This is a genomic window from Crossiella sp. NPDC003009 (genome assembly GCF_053591555.1).
In genome coordinates, this window is sequence record NZ_JBSFUA010000007.1 from 126,924 (window position 1) to 150,066 (window position 23,143).

Below are 23,143 nucleotides of genomic sequence, written 5' to 3' on the forward strand. Positions count from 1 at the left end.
GTGATCTTGCGTCCTGTGGATGGAGAAGGCATGACCGACCTCGCGCTGGCCGTTGACGTGGGCGGAACCAAGATCGCCGCCGGTCTGGTGGACGGTTCCGGCGCGCTGCTGCGCACCGCGCGACGGCCCACGCCCGCGCACGACCGCGAGGCGGCCTGGGAGGCGGTTCGGGCGGTGGTGGACGAGGCGCTGTCCGGGCCGGAAGGCGCTGCGGTGCGCGGGATCGGGGTCGGCTGCGCCGGTCCGGTGGACACCACCAGGGGCACGGTCAGCCCGATCAACATCAACGGCTGGCAGGACTTCCCGCTGCGCGACCGGCTCGGCGAGCTGCTGCCCGGCCTGCCGGTGCGGCTGGCCGTGGACGGCGCCTGCACCGCGCTCGGCGAGCACTGGGCCGGCGCGGGGCGGGGCGCGGACTTCATGCTCGGCATGGTGGTCTCCACCGGCGTCGGCGGCGGCCTGGTGCTCGGCGGGCGGCCCTTCGGCGGCCGCACCGGCAACGCGGGCCACATCGGCCACGTGGTGGTCGAGCCGGACGGCCACCCGTGCACCTGCGGCGGCCGCGGCTGCGTGGAGACCGTGGCCGGCGGCCCGCACCTGTCCCGCTGGGCCCGCGAGCAGGGCTGGACCGGGCCGGACACGGTCGCGCTGGCCGCGGACGCGCGCGCCGGGAACGAGCTGGCGCTGGCCGCCTTCGAGCGGGGCGGGCACGCGGTCGGCCTGGCCATCGCGGCCGCCGCGGCCGTGTGCGACCTGGACCTGGTGGTCATCGGCGGCGGCGTGGCCGCGGTCGGGCCACTGCTGTTCGACCCGATCCGGCGCTGCCTGGACACCCATGCGGGCCTGTCGTTCCTGGCCGGGCTGCGGGTGGTGCCTGCTCAGCTGGGCGGGGACGCCGGGCTGGTGGGCGCGGCGGCGCTGCTCAGGCGCTGACGCCGTCGACCTGGGAGGGCCGCCAGCTGTTGCCCTGCACCAGGTTGCCGAAGCCCAGCCAGACCAGGTTCATCAGCCGCGCGGACATCGCCTTGGGGGTCTCCTCCGGGTGGTCCAGCCACCAGTCGGCCAGCGACTCGCCCGCGCCGACCAGCCCGGCGGCCAGCGGCTCGGTCTGACCCTCGGCGAAGGAGCCCACGCCCTGGGCCTGCGCCGCGTGCTCAAGCAGCAGCCCGATCACCGAGATGGCCCGCTTGCGGCCCGCGGTCAGCTCGGCGGCGAACGGCTCGCCCTGGGTGCCCGCCTGCCGGTGCAGCACCCGCCAGGAGTCCCGGTTCGCCTCGACGAAGGCGAAGAAGCCCTGGATGCCGCGCCACAGCTGCTCGCGCGGGGGCAGGCTCTCGTCCACCACGCCCGCGATGGCCTCCACCAGCCTGGTCGCCTCCCGCTGGATGCAGGCGGCGAACAGCTCTTCCTTGGCGCCAAGGTAGGCGTAGATCATCGGCTTGGAGATCCCGGCCACCTCGGAGATCTCGTCCATGGACGCGGCGTGGTACCCGCGCTGGGAGAACACCGCGACCGCGGCGTCCAGGATCTGGCGTTCCCGGACGGCCCTGGGCAGTCTTTTCGCGCGCGCGGGACGGTCGCCGTTGGACTCAGCCCGGTTATCGGTCATTGGCACCCCCGTTGACGTAGCAGGAAGGGTACTCTTGTCAGGGAACCTACTCGAAAGTAGAGTTACTGCTCAGTAGGTAAGCGGGAGGTTTCCATGACGAACAGCGACCCGATCGCTGCCCTGAGCACGGTTGATCCCAAGAAGATCAGCAAGGAGGAGTTCGTCTCGCTCCTCTCCGCCGCCTCCGAAGTGGCCAGCAGTGGCGAGGCCGTCGACCTCAGCTCGATCGACCCGCATTCCTTCGCCCGCCTCATCTCCCGGGCCTCCAAGGACCAGATCGAGGCCGTGATGGCCCGCCCCGAGCTTCGGGTCCGGGTGCTGGACGAGGTCTTCCGCCGGATGGAAGTGCACTTCAAGGCGGAGAAGGCCGGTTCGGCCAGGGCGGTCGTGCACTGGCGGATCGCCAGCGGCGAGGACTACGAGCGCTACGAGACGGTCATCGCCGACGGCGCCTGCTCGGTGAACAAGGAGAACAAGGCCGAGCCGAGGGTGACCGTGACCCTCTCGCCTGCCGAGTTCCTCAAGCTCGCCTCCGGCAACGGCTCCGCCCCGGTGATGTTCATGACCGGAAAGATCAAGGTCAAGGGCGACCTCGGTTTCGCCGCGGGCCTTTCGAACCTGTTCAGCATCCCCAAGGCGTGAGGGAGAACCGCCCGTGACCTTCTCACTGGAACTGAACGAGGAACAGCGCGACCTCCGTGACTGGGTGCACGGGTTCGCCGCCGACTCCGTTCGGCCAGCCGCCGCCGAATGGGACGAGCGGGAGGAGACGCCCTGGCCGCTGATCCAGGAGGCGGCCAAGATCGGGCTGTACAACTTCGAGTCGCTGGCCACCTTCTACGCCGACCCCACCGGGCTCTCCCTGCCGATCGTGCTGGAGGAGCTGTTCTGGGGTGACGCCGGCATCGGCCTGGCGATCTTCGGCACGAACCTGGCGGTCGCCGGGATCTTCGCCGCGGGCACGCCGGAGCAGTTCGTGGAGTGGGTGCCGCAGTGCTTCGGCGACGTGGACGACCCCAAGGTGGCCGCGTTTTGCTCCTCCGAGCCGGAAGCGGGCTCGGACGTCTCGGCCATGCGCACCCGCGCGGTCTACGACGAGGCCACCGACGAGTGGGTGCTCAACGGCCAGAAGGCCTGGGCCACCAACGGCGGCATCGCCAACGTGCACGTGGTGCAGGCCGTGGTGGACAAGGAGCTGGGCTCCAGGGGCCAGGCCGCGTTCATCGTGCCGCCCGGCACCAAGGGCCTGGTGGCCACCAAGAAGATCAAGAAGCACGGCCTGCGCGCCTCGCACACCGCGGACGTCTTCCTGGACGACGTGCGGGTGCCCGGCAGCTGCCTGCTGGGCGGCAAGGACAAGCTGGACGAGAAGCTGGCCAGGGCCCGCGAGGGCAAGAAGGCCGGCGCCCAGGCCGCGATGAAGACCTTCGAGCTGACCCGCCCGCCGGTGGGCGCGATGGCCATCGGCATCGCCAGGGCGGCGTATGAGTACGCGCTGGACTACGCCAAGCAGCGGGTCACCTTCGGCCGCCCGATCATCGAGAACCAGTCCATCGCCTTCACCCTGGCCGACATGAAGATGGAGATCGACGCGGCCCGCCTGCTGGTCTGGCGCGCGGCCTGGATGGGCCGCAACGAGGCCAAGTTCGACGCGGCCGAGGGCTCGATGTCCAAGCTGAAGGCCGGTGAGGTCGCGGTGTGGGCCACCGAGCGCGCGATCCAGATCCTGGGTGGCAACGGCTACACCCGCGAGCACCCGGTGGAGCGCTGGCACCGGGACAGCAAGATCTTCACCATCTTCGAGGGCACCAGCGAGATCCAGCGCCTGGTCATCTCTAGGGCGATCTCGGGAATGCACATCCGCTAGACCCCGGCCGGGAGGACGTGGCCCCCTCCCAGGCCGAAACCACGAAGCCCGGCTTCCCGGCAGGAGCCGGGCTTCGTGTTGTCAGTCGCTGTGCAGGCTGGCCATGAACGGGCAGCCGACCAAGCGCCGCAGTTCCAAGGACAGCTCGTGCGGAGTCGTCACCGACTTGGAGAAGGCCAGCCGCACGTCGTGGTCGCCGTCGGCCGCCTCGACCCGCAGCCGCAGCCCGAGCCGGTCCAGGCCCAGTGGCCGGACGTGGCCGCCGCGCAGCTGTTCCGGGATGTGCCGGGCGAGCAGGTCCACCACGTCGCGGTGGGAGAGCTCCAGGTGCCGCAGCCAGTCGTCCTCCATCAAGCAGAACGGGTCCGGTGTGGCGGCGGCGAACTCCTGCGGGGTGAGCGAGCAGGTGCCCTCGGCGTCGGCCAGCACCAGCGAGGCGGGCACCAGGCGCAGCATGGTCGCGCCGTGACCGACGTCCAGCAGCCGGGGGTCCGGCCGGGTGGCGGCCACCGAGAGCGCCTCGGCCCTGGCCCCGCGCTCGTCCAGGGCCTGCAGGAAGCCGGTGATCCACAACAGCCCGCGCACCGGCTCGCGCAGGCGCACCGGGGCCGGGTCGGTCAGCTCGACCATCGCGGTCAGCTCGCCGTGCGGCGCCTGCCAGGCCAGGCCGACCAGCTCGTGGTCCTCGTCCAGCAGCAGTGAGGCCGACCCGTCCGCGTGCACGTGGTGCAGCAGCGGCTCCACCCGGGGCGTGTCGCCCTCGACGGCAGGCATCAGCACCGCCTTGCCGCCCCGGACACCCATGGTCCGGGCCCGCTCTGCGGCTCCCGGCATCGGCGGGCGACGACTCTTGGTCTCCACGGATCACCTCCAACTTAGGCAAGGCTAACTTGAGTTGCCGCCAGAGGAAAGTCAGCCGACCGAGGGACCCCGATCTCTATCCTTGCCGGGTGCAACCCGCCTCGCCCGCCATCGTCGCCCAACCGGTGACCGACCGCCCCGCCATCGAGGACGCCCTGGCCGTGGGCATCCGCGACTACCAGCTGACCCTGGTGCGCGCCCCGCTGGGCGGGGCCGCCCTGTGCGCCGCGCTCGGCGGGCTGGTGTACCTGCTCGGGATCACCCCGGTGGCCTGGGCGGCCGCGCTGGGCGGGGCCGCGCTGCTGCTGGTGCTGCAGGTGGTGCTGACGATCTGGTTCGTCCCGCAGAACCGCGCGGCCAAGGAGCTGATGACCGCGCAGTCCTGGCGTCAGGTGCACGCCGAGGTGCTCGGCCTGGACGGCAGGCACTTCGTGGTCGAGGCCGAGGGCAGGCGGCTGCGCATCCAGGAGATGGGTGGCCGGGTGGCGCACCTGGTGGTGCGGCGCACCGGTCGGTTGTGGCTGGTCGGCCCGGACGAGGCCGGACTGGTGCTGGCCCGGATCGAGGGTCCCGGCACGCCCCTGTTCGGCAAGGTGACCACCGAGACCGGCACACCGGTGACTCCGGAGCCCGAGCAGGCGGACGGCACCGCGGCGGCCGACCCGGTCAGCGTGGCCTGGGCCGGCGTGCTGGCGCGGGCGATCAACTACCGGATCTGGCCGGACGTGGCCGCCTTCGTCCTGGTGGCGCTGGTCATGCTGGGCTTCCTGCTGGTTCAGGGCGTCAGCACGGGCAGCGTCGTGGCCAGCGTGCTCGTGCTGGCCATCGCCGTCCCGCTGCTGCTGCGCCGCCACCTCAAGGCCCGCCGCCGGTTCCGGTCCTGGACCAGCCTGCCCGAACTGCTGCACGCCGGGGCGTGGCAGCCGGTGGGCATCACCCTGGCCCCGGCGCAGCTTGGACCGCTCGGCGGGAACGCGCACGGCGTGATCCGGCTGGCCAGTGGCGTGGACCTGCCGATCCAGCTGCCGGACGCCGGTCTGGACCTGGTCGGCAACATCCAGGCCATGGGCGGCCTCTGGGTGGCCGGTGATCCGGTGCCCGGCAAGGTGTTCGCGGTCGGCTACCCCGGTTACCCGATCCTCGGCCTGGCCACCTTCAACCCCGGCATGACCCAGCTCTAGGCGCCGACCTGGATGCCCTCGGCCTCGGCCCAGGCCGCCACGTCCTCCTTGCGCAGCGCGGTGGCCAGCAGGTCCGGGAACAGGTCCGGGGTGCAGGCGAAGGCGGGCGCGCCGAGGGCGGAGAGCTGGGCGGCCAGCTCGTGGTCGTAGGCCGGTTTGCCGCTGTCGGACAAGGCCAGCAGCACCACCACGGTGACCCCGCTGGCCACCAGGTCGCGGACCCGGCGTTGCAGCTCACCGGCCACGCCGCCCTCGTACAGGTCGCTGATCAGCACCAGCACCGTGTCGGCCGGGCGGCGGATGTGCTGCTGGGCGTAGGCCATCGCCCGGTTGATGTCGGTGCCGCCGCCGAGCTGGGTGGAGAACAGCAGGTCCACCGGGTCATCCAGCTCCTCGGTCAGGTCGGCGACCTCGGTGTCGAAGACGACCAGCCGGGTGTGCACCGAGCGCAGCGAGGCCAGGGTGGCGCCGAAGACCGCGGAGTAGACCACCGACTCGGCCATCGAGCCGGACTGGTCCACCAGCAGCAACACGTCCTTGAGCGCGGAGCTGCGGCTGCGCCGCTGGGCGCCGATGAGCTGGTCCACCACCACCGTGCGCTGCGCGGGCTGGTAGTGGCGCAGGTTGGCCTTGATGGTCGCGTCCCAGTCCACATCGGACAGTCGTGGCCTGCGGGTGCGCCTGGCCCGGTCCACCGCGCCGGTGACCGCGGCGATGAGCTTCTCGGCCAGCTTCTTCTCGATCTCCTCGACCACCTTGCGCACCACCAGCCGCGCGGTCTCCTTGGTGCGCGCGGGAATCGCCCGGGACAGCGACACCAGGGTGCCGACCAGCCGGACGTCCGGCTCCACAGTGGACAGCAGCTCCGGTTCCAGCAGCAGCTTGGTCAGGCCCAGCCGCTCCACCGCGTCCCGCTGCATCACCTGCACCACCGAGGCCGGGAAGTAGGTGCGCACATCGCCCAGCCAGCGGTGCAGCACCGGCGCGCTGGAGCTGAGCCCGCCGCTGCGCTTGCCCTCGCCCTCTCCTGGCATGGTCTGCCCGCCACCGCCGTAGAGCGCGGTCAGCGCCGCGTCCCGGCGCCGGTCGTCGGCGTCCAGGTCGCCCAGCTCGTTGGCCGCCGGGCCGAGCAGCAGCCGCCAGCGGCGCAGCCGTTCCGCCTCGCTCATCGGGTGCCCGCCCTTCGGTACAGCTCGCGCACGTAGCCGGTGAGCCGGTCGGCCCGCCCGGCGTCCCAGTCGGTGTCCACGGCCGCGCTCCGGCCGGCGCCCGCGGCGATCCGCTCGGCCAGGGTGCGGCGTTCCGGGCCGCTGAAGGTGCCCACCGCGCGCCGCAGCAGCGGCAGCGCGTCCTCGAACGCCTCGCCGGAGAGGCCGGAGAGCCAGCCGTCCACCAGGCCGAGCAGCCGGGTGTCCGCGGCCAGCAGCGCGGCCGAGCCGTGCAGGAACCCGGCCACGAACGCCGCGGCCGCCGCCGCGGCCCCGCCCGGCGAGACCGCGCGGTGCAGCCGGGCGGCCACCGCCTCGGTGTCCAGCCGCCCGGACTCCCACAGCAGCCGGCAGGCCCGTCCGGTGGGCAGCCCGTGCCCGGACTTGGCCGCGTCCCGCGCGCCCAGCTCGACCAGCCGCCGCAACGCCTCCCACCAGGTCGCGGCGTGCTCCTCGTCGGCGGCCAGCCGCACCGCCTCGTGCGCCCCGTCCACAGTGGACAGTGCGTGGGCCGCGGTCTCGTCGTCGATGTTCAGGCAGGCCATCGGCAACCCGACCGCGCCGCGGGCGAGCAGCCCGTGCAGCGCGGTGCGCAACAGCTCGGGGTCGGTGCCGCGGACCGAGCCGTAGCGGACCGTGCGGGCCAGCGCGGGCAGCGCGGTGAGCAGCTCGATCGCGTCGGTGGCCGCGGCCGCGCACCGGTCCAGCGCGGCCCGCCCGGCCAGCACCGCCGCCGGCAGCTCGGCGCCGACCGCGGTGTCCAGCAGCTGGGCCGCCTCGGCCACCGTCGGCAGCTCCGCCGAGCCGGTGACCAGCACCTGGCTCGCGGCCGACTCGACCGTGGTGCCGTGCCGGGCCGCCGCGGCCAGCGCCACCGCGAGGCCGGGGTCCCAGCGCAGCGTCCAGCCCTCGGTGAAGGTGCCCAGCCCGCCGGTCTCCTCCGGCTCGCCCCACGGCACCTCCAGCACCCGCAGCCGCCGCAACAGCTTCGAGCGCTCCCGGTCGATGTCCTTGCGCAGGTCCAGCCGCAGGTTCCGCTCGGCGGCCGCCGGGGCCAGCCGCAGCCGTCGCTGCAACCGGGCCAGGTCCGCGGCCAGCGGCGAGCGCGGCACCTTCTCGCCGACCGCGCCCAGCTCCTCGCCGACGACCAGCCGCTCCCGCACCAGCTTCAGCCCCACGTCGTCCCCGCCGCAGAGCACCGCCAGGGTCGCCTCGGTGACCTCGGCCAGCCCCGGCGAGGGCCGCCCGCGCAGCGCGGCCAGCGTCTCGGCCAGCCGCACCGCCTCCACCGCGCTCGCCGTGGAGGCGGGCAATCCCTGTTCCCGCAACACCTGCGCGGTGCGCGCCAGCCAGCGCGGCACCACATCGCCGGCCTCGGCCCGCTCCCACAGGTGCGCGTACCAGCCGGGCGAGTCCACGCCCGCGCCGTAGCCGGAGGTGGCCGCCAGCCGCCCGTGGCTCCACGGCACCCAGCTGCCGGAGACCTTCAGCCTCGGCTGCCCGCGCAGCAGCGCCGCGTCCGCGGTCGCGGCCGGAAGCTGTTGCAGCGCGGGCACGTGCCACGCCCCGCAGACCACCGCGACCGGTCCCTCGGTGTCCTTCAACGCCTTCCGCAGGTTCTGCCGCATGGCCGCCTCACGCCGCAGCGTGTGCTCGTCCACGGTGTCGGCGAACTCCTCGCGCAACGCGCCCATCGCCTCGGCCACCGCCGCGGCCAGGCCCAGCGGGTCGGCTGAGGAGTGCTCGACCACGTCCTCCCACCAGCGCTCCGGGTCGTCGAACCCGGCCGCCTCGGCCAGCACCGCCAACGGGTCGACCACGACCTTCCGCTCCGCAGGCGGATTCGCCGCCCTGGCCAGGGACATCGCCGCGGGCAGGTCGAAGAACCGCGTCGACGCGCCGTGGCCGGCGCCCCAGCTCAGCGCCTGCCACTCCGGGGAGAAGCGGGCGAACGGCCAGAACGAGGCGCTGGCCGGATCGGACTCCTCGTGCAGCAGCAGCGCCACCGGCGGCGTCAGCTCCGGCACGTGCGCCAGCAGCGCGTCCCCCTCCGGCGGCCCCTCGATGAGGATCACCTGTGGCGACAACGCCTCCAGCGCGGCGCGAACCATCCGCGCCGAGCCGGGGCCGTGGTGCCGGATGCCGAGCAGGGTGACCCGCGCCGGCAGGGGCTGGGTCCGGGCCATCAGACGCCGAGCTCCCGGCAGGCCCGGTAGAGGTCCCGCCACTCGGCGCGTTCCCTGACCACGGCCTCCAGGTACTCCTGCCAGGCCGCCGCGTCCGACACCCGGTCCTTGACCACCGCGCCGAGCAGCCCGGCGGCCAGCTCGTCCGCGCCGACCGACCCGTCGCCGAAGTGCGCGGCCAGCGCCATCCCGCTGGTCACCACCGAGATCGCCTCGGCGGTGGACAGGCTGCCGCTGGGCTTCTTCAGCTGGGTGCGCCCGTCGGAGGTGCCGCCGTTGCGCAGCTCGCGGAAGATCCGCACCACCCGGCGCACCTCGGCCAGCGAGGGCGGCTCGGCGGGCAGCTGCAACGCCCGGCCCAGCTGCGCCGAGCGCTGCGCGACGATCTCCACCTCGGCGTCCTCGGTGGCCGGCGGCGGCAGCACCACGGTGTTGAACCGCCTGGCCAGCGCGGCCGACATCTGGTTCACGCCGCGGTCCCGGTCGTTCGCGGTGGCGATCACGGTGAACCCGGCGATCGCCTGCACCTGCTGGTTCAGCTCCGGCACCGGCAGCGCCTTCTCGCTGAGCACGGTGATCAGCGAGTCCTGCACCTCCGAGGGCATCCTGGTCAGCTCCTCGATCCTGGCCACCGCCCCGGTGCGCATCGCGCGCAGCACCGGCGAGGGCACCAGCGCGGCCTCGCTCGGCCCCTCGGCGATCAGCCGGGCGTAGTTCCAGCCGTAGCGGATCGAGTCCTCGCTGGTGCCCGCGGTGCCCTGCACGACAAGCGTGGAGTTGCCGCTGACCGCGGCCGCCAGGTGCTCGGACAGCCAGGACTTCGCCGTGCCCGGCACCCCGAGCAGCAGCAGCGCCCGGTCGGTGACCAGGGTGCCCACCGCGACCTCCACCAGCCGCCGGTCGCCGATGTACTTGGGCGTGATCACCGTGCCGTCCGGCAGCTTGCCGCCGAGCACGTAGCGCACCACGGCCTGCGGGGACATCCGCCAGCGCGGCGGGCGCGGGCGGTCATCCGCCGCGGCGCAGGCGGCCAGCTCGGCGGCGTACTGCTCTTCGGCGCTGGGGCGGAGTGCGCCGCCGTTCTCGGTCGTCACGCCGGGTCCTTCCGATCGTCGAGCGCACGGAACAGTTCGGTGCGCAGCTCCAGTACTGAGTGTTCGGCGCCGTGCTCGGGCCAGCGCAGGGTGATCCGCCGCCAGTGCCGGGTCAGCACGCCGAGGTCGCCGCGGCGCATCAGCAGCTCGGGCGGCCGCCCGGCCCGCCAGCGGCGGTCGCTCATCTCGGCGTAGCGGGCCAGCACCGCCGTGGTGGTCTCCGCGGGCCACGGGCCGGGCAGCCCGGCGCAGGCGTGGTCGAGCACGTCGTAGTTCCACCGGCCGACCAGCCCGGCCAGCGCCCGCGCGGCCAGCTCGCTCGGCAGCTCGGCGAGGATGTCCAGCAGGTCGGCCTGCGAGAGCACCTTGGCCACCGCGGGCAGCCAGCGCAGCGGGTCGGCCGAGCGCGGCAGCGCGGCGGCGATCCCCTTGAGCAGCATCGGCGCCCACGGCGAGGCCTGCAACAGCTGTTCGGTGTCCTCGCCGAACAGCTCGAGGAACAGCTCCGGCGGCACTCCGCTGGCCGCGCCGAGCAGCCGTCCGCTCACCCCGCTCTCCAAGGTGCCCTCGCGCAACAGGTCCCGCACCTCGGCCGGTTCCGGTTCGCTGCCGTACGGGCCGTCCTCGCGCACGGTCAGCTCGCCGCGGGAGACGTGCAGCCCGGCCCGCAGCCTGGCCGCGGACCGTTCGGAGAGCGCCGATCCGGGCAGCAGCCGCAGCAGCCGCACCGCCTCGTTGTGCACCGCGCCGGCCCGGTCGTCCAGCGCGGCCTCCAGCAGCGGCTCGTCCGCGGCGCTGAGCCCGTCGGCCAGCGCGGTGACCAGCAGCCGCCGGTCCCCGGCCCGCCACAGCCCCGACCAGCCCTCGGTGATCAGCCGCCGCACCCCGGCCGGATCGGACAGCCGAGCCCAGCGCAGCCCCGCTTTCCGTTGCGGCAGCGGCAGGTCCAGCAGCTCGTTGAGGTCGGCGAGGCCCTCCGGCGTCTCCGGGGTGCCCGCCGCCCACGACCAGGACGGCCGCATCCCGGCCAGCCAGCGCCCGCGCGCGCCCAGCACCTCCACGATCTCCGGCCGGCAGCCGGTGCGCGCGGTGCCCGCGGCCAGCAGGTCCGGCAGCGCCCTCGGCGGCGCGATCCGGCCCGCGCGGGCCACCGCCAGGCACCACTCGGTGAGCAGATGCGGGTCCTCCCAGGCCAGGATCTGGCTCAACAGCCCCGCGGTGCGGTCCGGCGCCACCGGCCTGCTCTCCGCCGGCGCGGCAGCCAGCACCTCGATGCCACCGGCGCGCGGCTGCTGCGCGCCGTGCCTGGCCAGCCCGAGCGCGGCGCAGTCGGCCAGCAGCTGCTCACCGTCCACAGTGGACCTAGTGGCGCCGACCAGCAGGCGCTGCACGGTCTCCTGCCACCCGGTCACGCCAGCACCACCGGAGCCCGGCCCGGTTCGGCGGCCGCGCCCAGGGTCAGCGTCCAGCCGTTCCACAGGCACACCGCGTCGAAGGCGGCCCCGCCGTGCAGCGCCAGCGCCCGGTCCACCGCGCTGTCCTGGCGCACCGGCAGCCACCGGTCCTCGGCGTCCACCAGCCCGTGCTCGTTCCCGGCCAGGCCCACCCGGACCCGCTGACAGCCCAGCGGATGCCTGCGCTGCCACGGATCGGCCACCAGCGCCGGTTCCAGCCCGGCCAGCGCCGCCGCCCAGGTCTCCGGCAGCTCGATCGCCTCGGCCGCGCGCACCTCGCCCACGTCCCCGACCGCCATCCGCCGCGGCATCCCGGCCGGATACGGGTACAGCGTGCCCTCGAACTCCCCGCCCACCGGCAGCGCCGGTCCGATGCCGGGCCCGCCGAGCACCCCGTGCCGCAGCACGGTCACCCACTCCCGCCGCTGGCGCGCCCAGGCCCACTGCTGCACGGTGCGGATCCGCCCGTCGTCGGAGTCCCGCAGCAGCAGCGGCACCCAGCGGTCCGACCAGCCCTCACCCGCGCGCACCTCGTCCTCGCGCACGGTGAACCCGAGCCGCCGCCGCACCACCGCGGCCAGCTCCTCCGGCGGGTCCGGCGCGACGGTGGCCAGCAGGTGCAGCCCGCCGATCCGGTCCGCGGCCACCTCGGCCCAGCGCCGTCCACCGGCCCGGACCACCGCGGACAGCTCGGTGATCGACTCGGCCAGTCCGGGCGCCTTGGCGTCCACCATCCTGGCCGAGGACATCCGCCACCACTCCGGCTCCCGCGAGGGCAGCCCGGCGATGCCACCGGCGGCCAGGTCGGCCAGCCACTCGCGCAGCCCGCTCACCCCGGCCTGCACCGCGGCCGCCCGCTTGGCCGCGGTCCGCTCGGCCGCCGCCGCCCGCCGCTGCACCGCCTCTTCGGAGGTGTCCAGCTCGGTGGGCGCGGTCCGGGACTCCCGCTTGGCCAGCCACTCGCCTGCCCACTGCAACGGCACGCCCGGCTCCACCTTGTCCAGCGCGTGCAGCAGCTGGAGGGCCAGCGCGTGCTTGCACGGGAACTTCCGGGACGGGCAGGAGCACTTGGCCGCGCGGTCGGTCAGGTCGACACACACCTGGTACGGCTTGCTGCCGCTGCCCCGGCACAGTCCCCAGAGCAGCCGCTCGTCCCGCCCCAGCCAGTCCCAGCCGGCCAGGGCGGTCAGCTTGGCCGCGCTGGCCGCGACCTGCTGGTCGGGCGCCAGCGCCAGCACCGCGTCGACATCCACGGACCGAACCCTAGGGCCCCGCCCTGACAGTCCGTCCCCTTCCGCACACGCTGCGAAAGGGAACGGACGGTATCCGTTTTGTCAGGTCCAGTCGGGTCCGCGCCTGGCCCAGGACCAGGCGTAGCGCGGGTCTTCGCAGTCCTGCGCGGCCTCGCCGAGCTCCAGCGGCCGGAAGGTGTCCACCATGACCGCGGTCTCGTCGAAGTAGTCCGCCCCGAGGGACGCCTCGACGGCGCCCGGCTGCGGCCCGTGCGTGCAGCCGGAGGGGTGCAGCGACATCGACCCGATGCCGATCCCGGAGCCCTTGCGCGCCTCGTAGTCGCCGCCGACGTAGAACATCAGCTCGTCGGAGTCCACGTTCGCGTGGTTGTAGGGCACCGGCACCGCGAGCGGGTGGTAGTCGACCTTGCGCGGGCAGAACGAGCAGACCACGAAGTTCGGGCCCTCGAAGGTCTGGTGCACCGGCGGCGGCTGGTGCACCCGGCCGGTGATCGGCTCGAAGTCGCGGATGTTGAACGCCCACGGGTACAGGCAGCCGTCCCAGCCGACCACGTCGAACGGATGGTTGGCGTAGGTGAACCTGGTCAGCCCGGTGCGGTGCCGGACCAGCACCTCCACGTCGGTGCCCTCGACCAGCAGCGGCTCGGTCGGCCCGCGCTGGTCCCGCTCGCAGTAGGGCGCGTGCTCCAGGAACTGGCCCTTATTCGACAGGTAGCGCTTGGGCGGCCCGATGTGCCCGGTGGCCTCCAGCACGAGCAGCCGCAGCTGCTCCCCGCCCTGGGGCACGACCCGGTAGGTGCAGGAGGTCGGGATGACCACGTAGTCGCCGTCGGCCACGGCCAGCGGGCCGTAGATGGTCTCGATCACCGCGGCGCCGGTCTGCACGTAGAGCAGCTCGTCACCGAAGGCGTTGCGGTAGAGCGGGCTGGCCGTGGTCGGCGCGGTGAAGCAGATCGCGACGTCGGCGTTGCCGAACAGCAGCCGCCGTCCGGTGACCGCGTCCACCTCTGCCGGGGCGTCCCACTTCAGCTCCTGGGTGCGGAAGTGCCGGGGCTTGAGCGGCTGGTTGGCCGTGGTCGTCCCTCGCCACTCGGCCACGACCTCGGCGTTCACGATCGCGGTCGGCAGGTGCCGGTGGTAGAGCAGGGCCGAGTCGGAGGAGAAACCCTCCACGCCCATGAGCTCTTCGGCGTACAACTTGCCGTCCGGATCGCGGAACTGGGTGTGGCGCTTTTGGGGGATCGAACCCACCGCGCGGTAGTAAGGCATTGCTCCCTCCGGGTGTTCGGAGACCGGACATTTTTGTTCGGTTCCGTGGACACCACTAGCGTGTCAGCCGTGTCAAGCGTCGCTGAGCTCCGTGCGCCCGGTCCGCGCGGTACACCGCCCCTGCTCGCAAGGCTGGTCGACGACGCGGCGTTGTTCCCACCGGGCAACGCCCCGATGGCGGACGCGCTGCGCAACCACCTGCAGGCCAGGACCGAGTCCTGGGCCGGCGTGGTGGGCCTTTTCCTGTGCAATGCCTCCAGGCTGCCTGAGCTGATCACCGAGCTGATCAAGATCAAACCGGTGAAGCCGGTCGGTCTGTCACTGGTGATCGACACCGGTCTGAGCGCGGTGCCCAAGGCCATCTCCATCGTCGAGTCCCGCACCGAGCTGCTCGCCCTGCGCATGGTCGAGATGCCCGCGCCGTCGGAAGTCGACGACGTGTGGCTGGAACGCGTCTCGGAGTTCGTGCCCGAGGACGTGATCCGGGTCATCGAGCCCAGGCGCCCAAGTCAGAACACCGAGGCCGGGACCAGCAGCGAGTGGCTGGACAGCGTGCGGCGGGTGGCCGAGCACGGCAGCTGGCCGAAGCTGCGCTGCGGCGGCCAGACGCCGGAGGCCTTCCCCAGCGTGGACGAGGTCGCCGACTTCCTCACCGTGGCCAGCACCACCGGCGTGCCGTTCAAGGCCACCGCGGGCCTGCACAACGCGCTGCGGCACCGGGACGAGGAGACCGGGTTCAACCACCACGGCTTCCTGAACCTGCTGGTCGCCACCGCCCGCACGCTCTCCGGCAAGGACGCCCGGGAGGCGCTGACCAGCGACGACCCCGAGGCGCTCGCCGCGGAGGCCAAGGCGCTGCCGGAGGCCGCCGCGCACGCCGTGCGCGGGGTGTTCGCCTCATACGGCTCCTGCTCGCTGACCGAACCGGTCGAGGACCTGGAAGGGCTGGGCCTGCTGTGAGCTGGATCGAGGACCCGGCCTTCGCCGCGCACGAGCCGTTCGGGCCGCAGACCCTGCCCTACGGCGTCATCGACGCGGGCTCCGGCCCGGTGGTCGCGGTCAGGGTGGGCGACCATGCCCTTCCGCTGCGCTCACTGGACCTGGGAGAGCGCCTGGCGCCCCTGGTGGCCGGGGAGACCCTGGACGACCTGCTGGCCGCCGGACGGCCGTTGTGGAGCGAACTGAGGGCCAGGCTGACCGAGCTGGTCGACCTGCCTGCCACGCCCAGCGGCGCGCAGCTGCTGCCGCTGGCCTCGGTGACCTCGCTGCTGCCGTTCCGGGTCGGCGACTACGTGGACTTCTACTCCTCGCGGCACCACGCGGAGAACGTCGGCCGGATCTTCCGCCCCGACGGCGACCCGCTGCTGCCGAACTGGACCCACCTGCCGGTCGGCTACCACGGCCGCGCGGGCACCGTGGTGGTCTCCGGCACCGAGGTGGTCCGCCCGCACGGCCAGAGCCGCCCGCCGGGCGCCGACGCGCCGGGCTTCGGGCCGAGCAAGCGCCTGGACATCGAGGCCGAGGTCGGCTTCGTCTGCGGCGGCCCGGTGGCCGCCAGGGTGCCCACCGCCGCGGCGGCCGAGCACCTCTTCGGCGTGGTGCTGCTCAACGACTGGTCCGCCCGGGACATCCAGGCCTGGGAGTACGTGCCGCTTGGCCCGTTCCTGGGCAAGTCCTTCCTCACCTCGATCTCGGCCTGGATCACCCCGCTGGAGGCCTTCAGCAACGCCAGGGTGCCCACCCCGCCCGCGCCGAACCCGCTGCTGGACTACCTGGTTGAAGACCAGCCCTGGGGCCTTGACCTGCGCCTCCAGGTGCACTGGAACGGCACCCTGGTCGCCGAGCCGCCGTTCCGGGACATGTCCTGGTCCGCGGCCCAGCAGTTGGCGCACATGACGGTCAACGGCGCCACCGTGCGACCGGGCGACCTGTTCGGCTCCGGCACGGTCTCCGGGCCGGAGAAGCGCCAGCGCGGTAGCTTCCTGGAACTGTCCTGGGGCGGCAAGGAGCCGATCACCCTGGCCGACGGCACGGAGCGGAGCTTCCTGGCAGACGGCGACACGGTGGTGCTCACCGCCACCGCGCCCGGCCCCGGCGGCTCGCTGGTGGGCCTGAGCGAGGTCACCGGCACCGTGGTCAGCGGAGAGTAGGAGCGGGAATGGGAGCGGTGCCCGGAGCGGCCAGGGAGAGCTCACTCACCCTGGAACGCGGGCTCGCCCTGCTCCAGGCGGTGGCCGACGCGGACACCGAGGCCCCCAGCATCAGCGACCTGGCCACCGCCATCGGCGCCAGCCGAGCAGCCATCTACCGCCTGCTCGGCCCCCTCCAGGCCAGGGGCCTGGTCCGCCGCGAAGGCTCCCGGGTCCGCCTGGGCTTGGGCGTCCTCCAACTGGCGGGCCGGGTCCTCCCCCAGCTCCGCTTCGCCGCCCTCCCGGCCCTGCGCGGCCTGGCCGAGAAGATCGGCGCCACCGCCCACCTGACGGTCGTGCACGGCAACGAGGCCCAAGCCGTAGCCGTGGTCGAACCCTCCTGGACCGCCTACCACGTCGCCTACCGGGTAGGCACCCGCCACCCCATCCAGCGCGGCGCGGCCGGCCGCGCCATCGCCCTGCCCCCCGAAGGTCCCGAATGGGTGGCCAGCTCCGGCGAGCTCCAAGCCGGCGCCCACGGCGTCGCCGCCCCCGTCCGCGCCGTCCCCGGCCTGCAAGCCAGCGTCGGCGTGGTCTCCTTCGAACCCCTCAAAGCCGACGAGGTAGGCCCCCACGTGGTCGCCGCCGCCGCCGCGGTCGCCGTCGCCCTGCGCTGACCCCGCCCGCTGGTGTAGGCTGAAGGCAGAGCTGGTCGGTCCGCGGACGCGGCCAGAAGTGAGCCGGGGAACGAGCCTGAGGGAAATCAGGACCCCCGGCTTCGCGCTATTTCGGGGCAAGTTCGGTGATCTCGATCGGATGCGCCCCGTTGATGATCTCCCACGGCTTCGGCTCACTGTGCCTGGTCGCCGCCACATAGGACGAGGCGACGAAGTCCGCGGTCCACAACAGAGCGAACTTCTTGCCCGCGTGATCCAGCCGAAGTTCGGCACTGACCTGCCTCGCCATGCGCAGCCGGTTGAGCGTGCGCCGGTCGAACCGGTCACCATCGGCCCGGCTCTCCAACACGACATGTTCCACCTGCTCCACGTGCTGAAGCCGAGGTAGCAGATCGCAGAGCAACCGCGCCCGCGCCTTCTCCTGCCCACTGTCGGTGGTCGAGGTGGTGGCCATGACCGCGCCATGCAGCGGCAGCGTCGCGAGCACCTCGGCAATGACCACCCGACGATCCTGGGTCTCGTTCCGGAAGTGCAGCGGGTCCTTCTGGCCAACTCTGGTGGAAACCAGCACGGGTGAAACCGGTCACCGGGACCTTGGTCCCGCCACCGCGGGACCCTCGACGGGACGAGAGGGGACCCCTGTACCTGCTGTTCAGCGCGGGTACACGGAAAGCTGGCAGTCGTGGAGGTCCTCGACATCGCACGCTGGCAGTTCGGTATCACCACCGTCTACCACTTCCTGATGGTGCCGCTCACCATCGGTCTGTCGCTGCTGGTGGCAGGCATGCAGACGGCCTGGCACCGGACCGGGAACCCCAAGTACCTGGCGATGACCAAGTTCTGGGGCAAGCTGATGCTGATCAACTTCGCCATGGGCGTGGTGACCGGCATCGTGCAGGAGTTCCAGTTCGGCATGTCCTGGAGCGAGTACTCGCGGTTCGTCGGCGATGTGTTCGGCTCGTTGCTGGCGATCGAGGGGCTGGTGGCCTTCTTCGTCGAGTCGACCTTCCTCGGGCTGTGGATCTTCGGCTGGTCCCGGCTGCCCAAACGGGTGCACCTGGCCTGCATCTGGGCCGCCTCGCTGGCCACGGTCGCCTCGGCCTACTTCATCCTCTCCGCCAACTCCTGGATGCAGCACCCGGTCGGCGCGATCCTCGGCCCCAACGGCCGCCCGCAGCTGCGCTCGATCGGCGACCTGCTGACCAACTCGACCGTGCTGGCGGCCTTCCCGCACACCATGTTCGGCGCGCTCGCGGTGGCCGCCGCGCTGCTGGTCGGCGTCTCGGTGTGGCATCTGGCCCGGCGGGCGGGCACCGACACGCCGGTGTGGCGGGCCTCGGTCAAGCTCGGTGGCTGGGTCGGGGTGGTCGCCTTCGCCGGGGTCGCGCTCACCGGTGACCTCCAGTCGAAGCTGATGTTCGAGCAGCAGCCGATGAAGATGGCCGCGGCCGAAGCGTTGTGCCACACCGAGAAACCCGCCGGGTTCTCCATCATCGCCATCGGCGACGTGACTCGCGCGGACTGCGAGAGCGTCAAGAGCATCACCGTGCCCGCGCTGCTGTCCTTCCTGGCCAACAGCGATCTCGACTCCGAGGTCAAGGGGGTCGAGGACCTGGTCAAGATCTACAAAGCCAAGTACGGCGAGAACTATCCGAACGACCCGAGGATGGGATCCTTCGCGGGCAAGCCGATCGAGTACGTGCCCAACCTGCCGGTCACCTACTGGGGCTTCCGGCTGATGATCGGCTTCGGCGCGCTGGCCGCGCTCGCCTCGGCCGCGGCGCTGTGGCTGACCCGCAAGGGCCGGCTGCCCAAGGGCCGCTGGTTCGTCTGGGCGGCGCTCGGCGGGATCGCGACCCCGTTCCTGGCCAACAGCTTCGGCTGGATCTTCACCGAGATGGGCCGCCAGCCGTTCGTGGTGGTGCCCAACCCCAGCGGCGTGGACGGGGTGTGGATGTACACCGCGCAGGCGGTCTCGGCGATCAGCTCCACCGAGGCGCTGATCTCGCTGATCTCGCTGACCACGCTCTACGGCGTGCTCGCCGCGGTCGAGTTCTTCCTGATCCGCCGCTACGCGATGGCCGGTGTCGCCGGGGTGATGCCACCCAAACCCGAGGAGCCGGACGAGGACGAGAAGAAGTCCGAAGACGTCCTGGCCTTCGCCTACTAGGAGTGTCCACAGTGGAACTCTCGACCGTCTGGTTCGTCCTCATCGCCCTGCTGTGGTTCGGTTACCTGTTCCTGGAGGGCTTCGACTTCGGCGTGGGCATGCTGCTCGGCGTGCTCGGCCGCACCGAGACCGAGCGCCGGGTCATGGTCAACACCATCGGCCCGGTCTGGGACGGCAACGAGGTGTGGATGATCGTCGCGGTCGGCGCGACCTTCGCCGCCTTCCCGTCCTGGTACGCCTCGCTGCTCTCCGGCGCGTTCCTGCCGATCCTGGTGATCCTGCTGGCGCTGATCGGGCGCGGGGTGGCCTTCGAGTACCGCGGCAAGGTGGACAGCGCGCGCTGGCGGCGCAACTGGGACCGGGTGATCTTCCTCGGCTCCTGGCTGCCGCCGCTGGGCTGGGGGCTGGTGCTCACCGCGACCGTGGTTGGCCTGCCGATCAACGGCCGCGGTGACCTGGTCGGCGGTCCGATCGCGTTGCTGCGCTGGGAAACCCTGCTCGGCGCGCTGGCGGTGGCCGGGTTCAGCCTGGTGCACGGCGCGGTGTTCACCGCGTTGAAGACCGAGGGCGCGATCCGGGCCAGGGCAAGGAGATTGGCGCTGGGCATCGGACCGATCGCGTTGCTGCCGCTGGTCGGCCTGCTCGGCTTCTCGGTGCTGGGCGGGACGATCGTGCTGGTGCTGGCCGGGCTCGCGCTGTGGCGGCTCTGGCTGGAACGCGAGGGCCAGGCCTTCCTGCTGCTCGGCGCGCTGGCCGCGGCCGCGGTGGCCACCCTGTTCGGCTCGCTGTACCCGGACGTTCTTCCGTCCACATTGGACACCGCGTTCTCGCTCACCGTGGCCAACGCCTCGGCCAGCCCGTACACGCTGACCGTGATGACCTGGGTGGCCGCCTTCGGCACTCCCGCGGTGCTGGCCTACCAGGCCTGGACCTACTGGGTGTTCCGGCAGCGCATCGGCACCAGGCACATCCCGGCGGTGCACGCGCCATGAGGACTCGCGGCCCGCTGGGCGCCCTGCCCGCGCTGTCCCGCTCGGCCCGCCGCGCGCTGGCGGTGACCGCACTGCTCGCCGCGCTCACCGCCGTCGCGCTGGTCGCCCAGGCCTGGGGACTGGCCACCGCGCTGGCCACGATCGTGGCCGGCCGGTTCGAGGTGGCCACCCCGCTCACCGTGCTGGCCGTCGCGGTGGCCGCCCGCGCGGTCCTGGCCTGGGGCACCGAAACCGTGGCCGCCCGCGCCGCCGCCGGCGCCAAGGAGGAGCTGCGCACCGCGCTGCTCGGCCAGGCGCTGCGGCTGGGCCCGGAGTGGATCGCCGACCCGGCGCGCTCCGGCGGCCCGGCCGCGCTGACCGCGCTGGCCACCAAGGGCCTGGACGCCCTCGATGACTACTTCACCCGCTACCTGCCCGCGCTGGTCACCGTCGCGGTGGCGCCGCCGCTGGTGGGCGCGGCGATCCTGTGGGCGGACTGGCCGTCCGCGCTGGTGATCGCGGTGACCGTGCCGCTGCTGCCGCTGTTCGCGATCCTCATCGGCGGCTACACCGCGGAGGTGGCGGCCAAGGCCGCGGACGCCACGCTGCGGCTGTCCAGCCACGCCGCCGAGCTCATCCGCGCGCTGCCGGTGCTGACCGCGTTCCGCCGCGCCGAGGCCCAGGCTGAGTCGATCCGCCGGGTCGGCGAGGCGCACCGCAAGGCGGTCGGCAACACGCTGCGGGTGGCCTTCACCTCCGCGCTGGCGCTGGAACTGCTGGCCACGCTGTCGGTGGCGCTGGTCGCGGTGCTCATCGGCACCCGGCTGGCCGCGGGCGGACTGACCCTGGAGATCGGGCTGCTGGTGCTGATCCTGGCCCCCGAGTGCTACCAGGCCATCCGCGCGGTCGGCGCCGCGCACCACGCCAGCGAGGACGGCATGGAGGTGGTGCGCAGGGTGGCCAAGGTCCTGGCCGAACCCGCGCCCGCCGCCGGCGCGCGCCCGGCAGGCCGCGGCCGGGTGTTCGTGGCCGGCCTGCACGTGCGCCGCCGCGACCGGGACGCCCCGGACGGCCTGTCCTTCTCGGTCGCCCCCGGCGAGCTGGTGCGCCTGGACAGCCCGAGCGGCACCGGCAAGTCGACCACGCTGGCCGTGCTGCTCGGCTTCCGCGCACCCGACCGCGGCCGGATCACCGTCGACGGCGTCGATCTGTCCGAAGTGGACGGACAGGACTGGCGGCGGCAGCTCGCCTGGGTCCCGCAACGCCCGCAGTTCGCCGCCGAGTCGGCCACCGCCGAACTGACCGAGTCCACCAGGGACCTCGGCGAGCCGCCCCGGATCGCGGAGATCCTCGACCTCACCCGCAGGCTCGGCATCGACCACCTGCTCAACCACCGGCCAGCCGAGCTCTCCGCGGGCGAACGTCAGCGCCTCGCGGTGGCCCGCGCCCTGCTCCGGCTGCGCCGCGGCGCCTGGCTGCTGCTGCTGGACGAGCCCACCGCGCACCTCGACCCCGCTGCGGCCACCGCGGTGCTGGCCGAGGTCGAGCGGGCCAGGGCCGCAGGCGCCGCGGTCCTGCTGATCTCGCACACCACTTCCGAACCCGTCGCCGAGACACCCCTCGGCGGCCCCGCGGTGGCGCGGGCGGACCCACACCCTCACCGCCCGCGTCACCGTCCACTATGGACACTGTTGACCCGCCGGTCGCTGCTGGGCGCGCTGCTCGGCGCGACCGCGCTGGCCAGCGGCATCGCGCTCACCGCCACCTCGGCCTGGCTGATCGCCAAGGCCTCCACCCAGCCGCCGATGCTCACCCTGCTGGTCGCGGTGGTGGGCGTGCGCACCTTCGGCCTCGGCCGCGCGCTGCTGCGCTACCTGGAACGCCTGGTCACCCACGACGCCGCCTTCCGCACCGCCAACCAGCTGCGCACCGGCCTGTGGCGGGACCTGGTGGCCAGGGGACCCCTCGCGCGCACCGACGGCCTGCACCGCCTGGTCACCGACACCGACACCGTCCGCGACCTGATCCCCAGGGTGCTCATCCCGCCGATCGTGGCCGCGGTGGTCGCCGCGGTGGCCATCACCATCCAGGCCCTGGTGCTGCCCGCCGCCGGACTCACCCTGGCGCTGGCCGTGCTGGCCGCGGGCGCCCTGGCCCCGCTGACCGCCGTGCTGGCCGACCGCAGGGCCACCCGCAGGCTGGCCGACGGCCGCCGCGCCCTGTCCCAGTCCGTCCTCACCCTGCTCACCGCTGCCCCCGACCTGCTCGCGCACAACGCCGCCCAGCCCCGTCAGCACGCGCTCACCACGGCCGACCGCGCGCTGGCCGCCCAGTCCCGCCGCCAGGCGCTGGCCAACGGGCTCGCCCAGGCCATCCTCACCCTGTGCACCGGCGCGGCCGCCGTGCTGGCCGTGCCGCAGGCCGCCGAGGCGGTGGCCGCCGGCGCGCTGAACCCGCTGCTGGCCCCGGTGCTGGTGCTGCTGCCACTGGCGCTGACCGAGGCCCTCGCGCTGCTGCCGCCCGCGGCCCAGCGGCTGCGCCCGCTGCGCACCGCCTACACCAACCTGTCGGCCACGGTGGCGGCGCCGGCGGCGGAACCGGCCGTGACCGGGGACATCCGGCTCGACCACATCGACGTCCGCTGGCCCGGCGCCGCCGCCCCGGCGCTGCGCGAGTTCTCACTGCACATCCCGCCCGGCAGTCACACCGCCATCGTCGGCCCCTCCGGCGCGGGCAAGTCCACCCTGCTCGCCGTGCTGCTCGGCTTCCTCCGCCCGGACCACGGCCAGGCCACCATCCCGGCCGCCGCGGCCTGGTCGCCGCAGGACCCGCAGCTGGTCTCCACCACCGTCCGGGAGAACCTCCGCCTCGGCGACCCGGCGGCCACCGACGAGGACCTCCGCTCGGCGCTGCGCACGGTGGCGCTGGAGGGCTGGCAGGACCGGCTGGACACCCAGGTCGGCGTGGGCGGGGCCACCGTCTCCGGCGGCGAGGCGCAGCGGCTCGGCCTGGCCAGGGCGCTGCTGTACGCGCGGCGCACCGGGGTGCTGCTGATGGACGAGCCGACCGCGCACCTGGACGAGCCGACCGCGCGCCGGGTGCTGGCCGGGGTCCGCGCCGAACTGCCCGAGGGCACCCTGGTGCACGTCACGCACCGGGCCGCCGAGGCCGCCGGGGCCGACCAGGTGGTCAGGGTCGGGGCATGATGCTGGTC

19 protein-coding genes are annotated in these 23,143 nt (G+C 73.4%); 10 read left to right on the forward strand and 9 right to left on the reverse strand.

The features are described 5' to 3' along the window. Positions 1–30 precede the first annotated feature (30 nt). On the forward strand, positions 31–933 hold the full coding sequence (locus ACWDY5_RS10385; RefSeq protein WP_449721965.1) for an ROK family protein: 903 nt from the start codon (positions 31–33) through the stop codon (positions 931–933). On the opposite strand, the gene ACWDY5_RS10390 is transcribed toward ACWDY5_RS10385, so the two are convergent. Next, positions 923–1,609: a TetR/AcrR family transcriptional regulator gene (locus tag ACWDY5_RS10390; protein ID WP_252483652.1), complete on the reverse strand. Its 687-nt coding sequence runs from the start codon at positions 1,607–1,609 to the stop codon at positions 923–925. The two genes, ACWDY5_RS10385 and ACWDY5_RS10390, sit on opposite strands and share 11 nt — an antisense overlap. Positions 1,610–1,702: 93 nt before the next feature. Between ACWDY5_RS10390 and ACWDY5_RS10395 the strand changes: the two genes are divergently transcribed. Both ACWDY5_RS10395 and ACWDY5_RS10400 read left to right on the forward strand, forming a co-directional pair. Beyond that, positions 1,703–2,251 carry an SCP2 sterol-binding domain-containing protein gene (locus tag ACWDY5_RS10395; RefSeq protein WP_252483653.1) on the forward strand — a complete coding sequence of 183 codons (549 nt, stop codon included), beginning with the start codon at positions 1,703–1,705 and terminating at the stop codon, positions 2,249–2,251. Between the two features lie 13 nt (positions 2,252–2,264). Beyond that, the gene (locus tag ACWDY5_RS10400) at positions 2,265–3,476 is read left to right on the forward strand and encodes an acyl-CoA dehydrogenase family protein (protein WP_449721966.1); all 1,212 of its coding nucleotides are present in this window, start codon (positions 2,265–2,267) and stop codon (positions 3,474–3,476) included. An 81-nt stretch (positions 3,477–3,557) separates the two neighbouring features. Here ACWDY5_RS10400 and ACWDY5_RS10405 read toward each other — a convergent pair whose 3' ends face one another. Next, entirely contained in the window at positions 3,558–4,310 is a 753-nt protein-coding gene (locus ACWDY5_RS10405; protein WP_449722075.1) for a DUF2470 domain-containing protein, read from the reverse strand. 116 nt (positions 4,311–4,426) lie between these two features. On the opposite strand from ACWDY5_RS10405, the gene ACWDY5_RS10410 reads away from it, so the two are divergent. Then, positions 4,427–5,518 carry a hypothetical protein gene (locus ACWDY5_RS10410; protein WP_449721967.1) on the forward strand — a complete coding sequence of 364 codons (1,092 nt, stop codon included), beginning with the start codon at positions 4,427–4,429 and terminating at the stop codon, positions 5,516–5,518. Here the strand turns inward: ACWDY5_RS10410 and ACWDY5_RS10415 are convergent. The 6 genes from ACWDY5_RS10415 to ACWDY5_RS10440 form a co-directional block, all read right to left on the reverse strand. Beyond that, positions 5,515–6,687, reverse strand: coding sequence for a VWA domain-containing protein (locus tag ACWDY5_RS10415; protein WP_252483656.1), 1,173 nt, complete (start codon positions 6,685–6,687; stop codon positions 5,515–5,517). The two genes, ACWDY5_RS10410 and ACWDY5_RS10415, sit on opposite strands and share 4 nt — an antisense overlap. Beyond that, positions 6,684–8,912, reverse strand: a complete 2,229-nt coding sequence (locus ACWDY5_RS10420) for a DUF5682 family protein (RefSeq protein ID WP_449721968.1) — start codon at positions 8,910–8,912, stop codon at positions 6,684–6,686. The genes ACWDY5_RS10415 and ACWDY5_RS10420 overlap by 4 nt, the downstream gene beginning before the upstream one ends. Beyond that, complete coding sequence (locus ACWDY5_RS10425; RefSeq protein WP_449721969.1) at positions 8,912–10,006, reverse strand: ATP-binding protein; 1,095 nt, start codon at positions 10,004–10,006, stop codon at positions 8,912–8,914. Before ACWDY5_RS10425 ends, ACWDY5_RS10420 begins: the two co-directional genes overlap by 1 nt. Beyond that, a complete protein-coding gene (locus tag ACWDY5_RS10430; RefSeq protein WP_449721970.1) occupies positions 10,003–11,418 on the reverse strand; it encodes a DUF5691 domain-containing protein in 1,416 nt (471 codons plus the stop codon). The genes ACWDY5_RS10425 and ACWDY5_RS10430 overlap by 4 nt, the downstream gene beginning before the upstream one ends. Then, positions 11,415–12,713, reverse strand: coding sequence for an SWIM zinc finger family protein (locus ACWDY5_RS10435; protein WP_449721971.1), 1,299 nt, complete (start codon positions 12,711–12,713; stop codon positions 11,415–11,417). The genes ACWDY5_RS10430 and ACWDY5_RS10435 overlap by 4 nt, the downstream gene beginning before the upstream one ends. Before the next feature lie 81 nt (positions 12,714–12,794). Next, positions 12,795–13,982, reverse strand: a complete 1,188-nt coding sequence (locus tag ACWDY5_RS10440; RefSeq protein ID WP_449721972.1) for a homogentisate 1,2-dioxygenase — start codon at positions 13,980–13,982, stop codon at positions 12,795–12,797. 69 nt (positions 13,983–14,051) lie between these two features. On the opposite strand from ACWDY5_RS10440, the gene ACWDY5_RS10445 reads away from it, so the two are divergent. The 3 genes from ACWDY5_RS10445 to ACWDY5_RS10455 are packed head-to-tail and all read left to right on the forward strand — an operon-like array spanning position 14,052 to position 16,788. Next, complete coding sequence (locus ACWDY5_RS10445; protein WP_283662226.1) at positions 14,052–14,942, forward strand: hypothetical protein; 891 nt, start codon at positions 14,052–14,054, stop codon at positions 14,940–14,942. After that, the gene (gene fahA / locus ACWDY5_RS10450) at positions 14,939–16,132 is read left to right on the forward strand and encodes a fumarylacetoacetase (protein WP_449721973.1); all 1,194 of its coding nucleotides are present in this window, start codon (positions 14,939–14,941) and stop codon (positions 16,130–16,132) included. Before ACWDY5_RS10445 ends, fahA begins: the two co-directional genes overlap by 4 nt. Positions 16,133–16,140: 8 nt before the next feature. After that, positions 16,141–16,788, forward strand: coding sequence for an IclR family transcriptional regulator (locus ACWDY5_RS10455; protein ID WP_283662224.1), 648 nt, complete (start codon positions 16,141–16,143; stop codon positions 16,786–16,788). Positions 16,789–16,894: 106 nt separating this feature from the next. Here ACWDY5_RS10455 and ACWDY5_RS10460 read toward each other — a convergent pair whose 3' ends face one another. After that, positions 16,895–17,359 carry a hypothetical protein gene (locus ACWDY5_RS10460; RefSeq protein WP_449721974.1) on the reverse strand — a complete coding sequence of 155 codons (465 nt, stop codon included), beginning with the start codon at positions 17,357–17,359 and terminating at the stop codon, positions 16,895–16,897. A gap of 111 nt (positions 17,360–17,470) precedes the next feature. On the opposite strand from ACWDY5_RS10460, the gene ACWDY5_RS10465 reads away from it, so the two are divergent. From ACWDY5_RS10465 to cydD, 3 genes are read left to right on the forward strand one after another with little or no spacing between them, the layout of a single operon-like run. Then, complete coding sequence (locus ACWDY5_RS10465) at positions 17,471–18,958, forward strand: cytochrome ubiquinol oxidase subunit I (RefSeq protein WP_449721975.1); 1,488 nt, start codon at positions 17,471–17,473, stop codon at positions 18,956–18,958. Between the two features lie 11 nt (positions 18,959–18,969). Then, a complete protein-coding gene (gene cydB, locus ACWDY5_RS10470; RefSeq protein ID WP_449721976.1) occupies positions 18,970–19,950 on the forward strand; it encodes a cytochrome d ubiquinol oxidase subunit II in 981 nt (326 codons plus the stop codon). Then, a complete protein-coding gene (gene cydD, locus ACWDY5_RS10475; RefSeq protein WP_449721977.1) occupies positions 19,947–23,135 on the forward strand; it encodes a thiol reductant ABC exporter subunit CydD in 3,189 nt (1,062 codons plus the stop codon). Before cydB ends, cydD begins: the two co-directional genes overlap by 4 nt. The last annotated feature ends 8 nt before the right edge of the window (positions 23,136–23,143 follow it).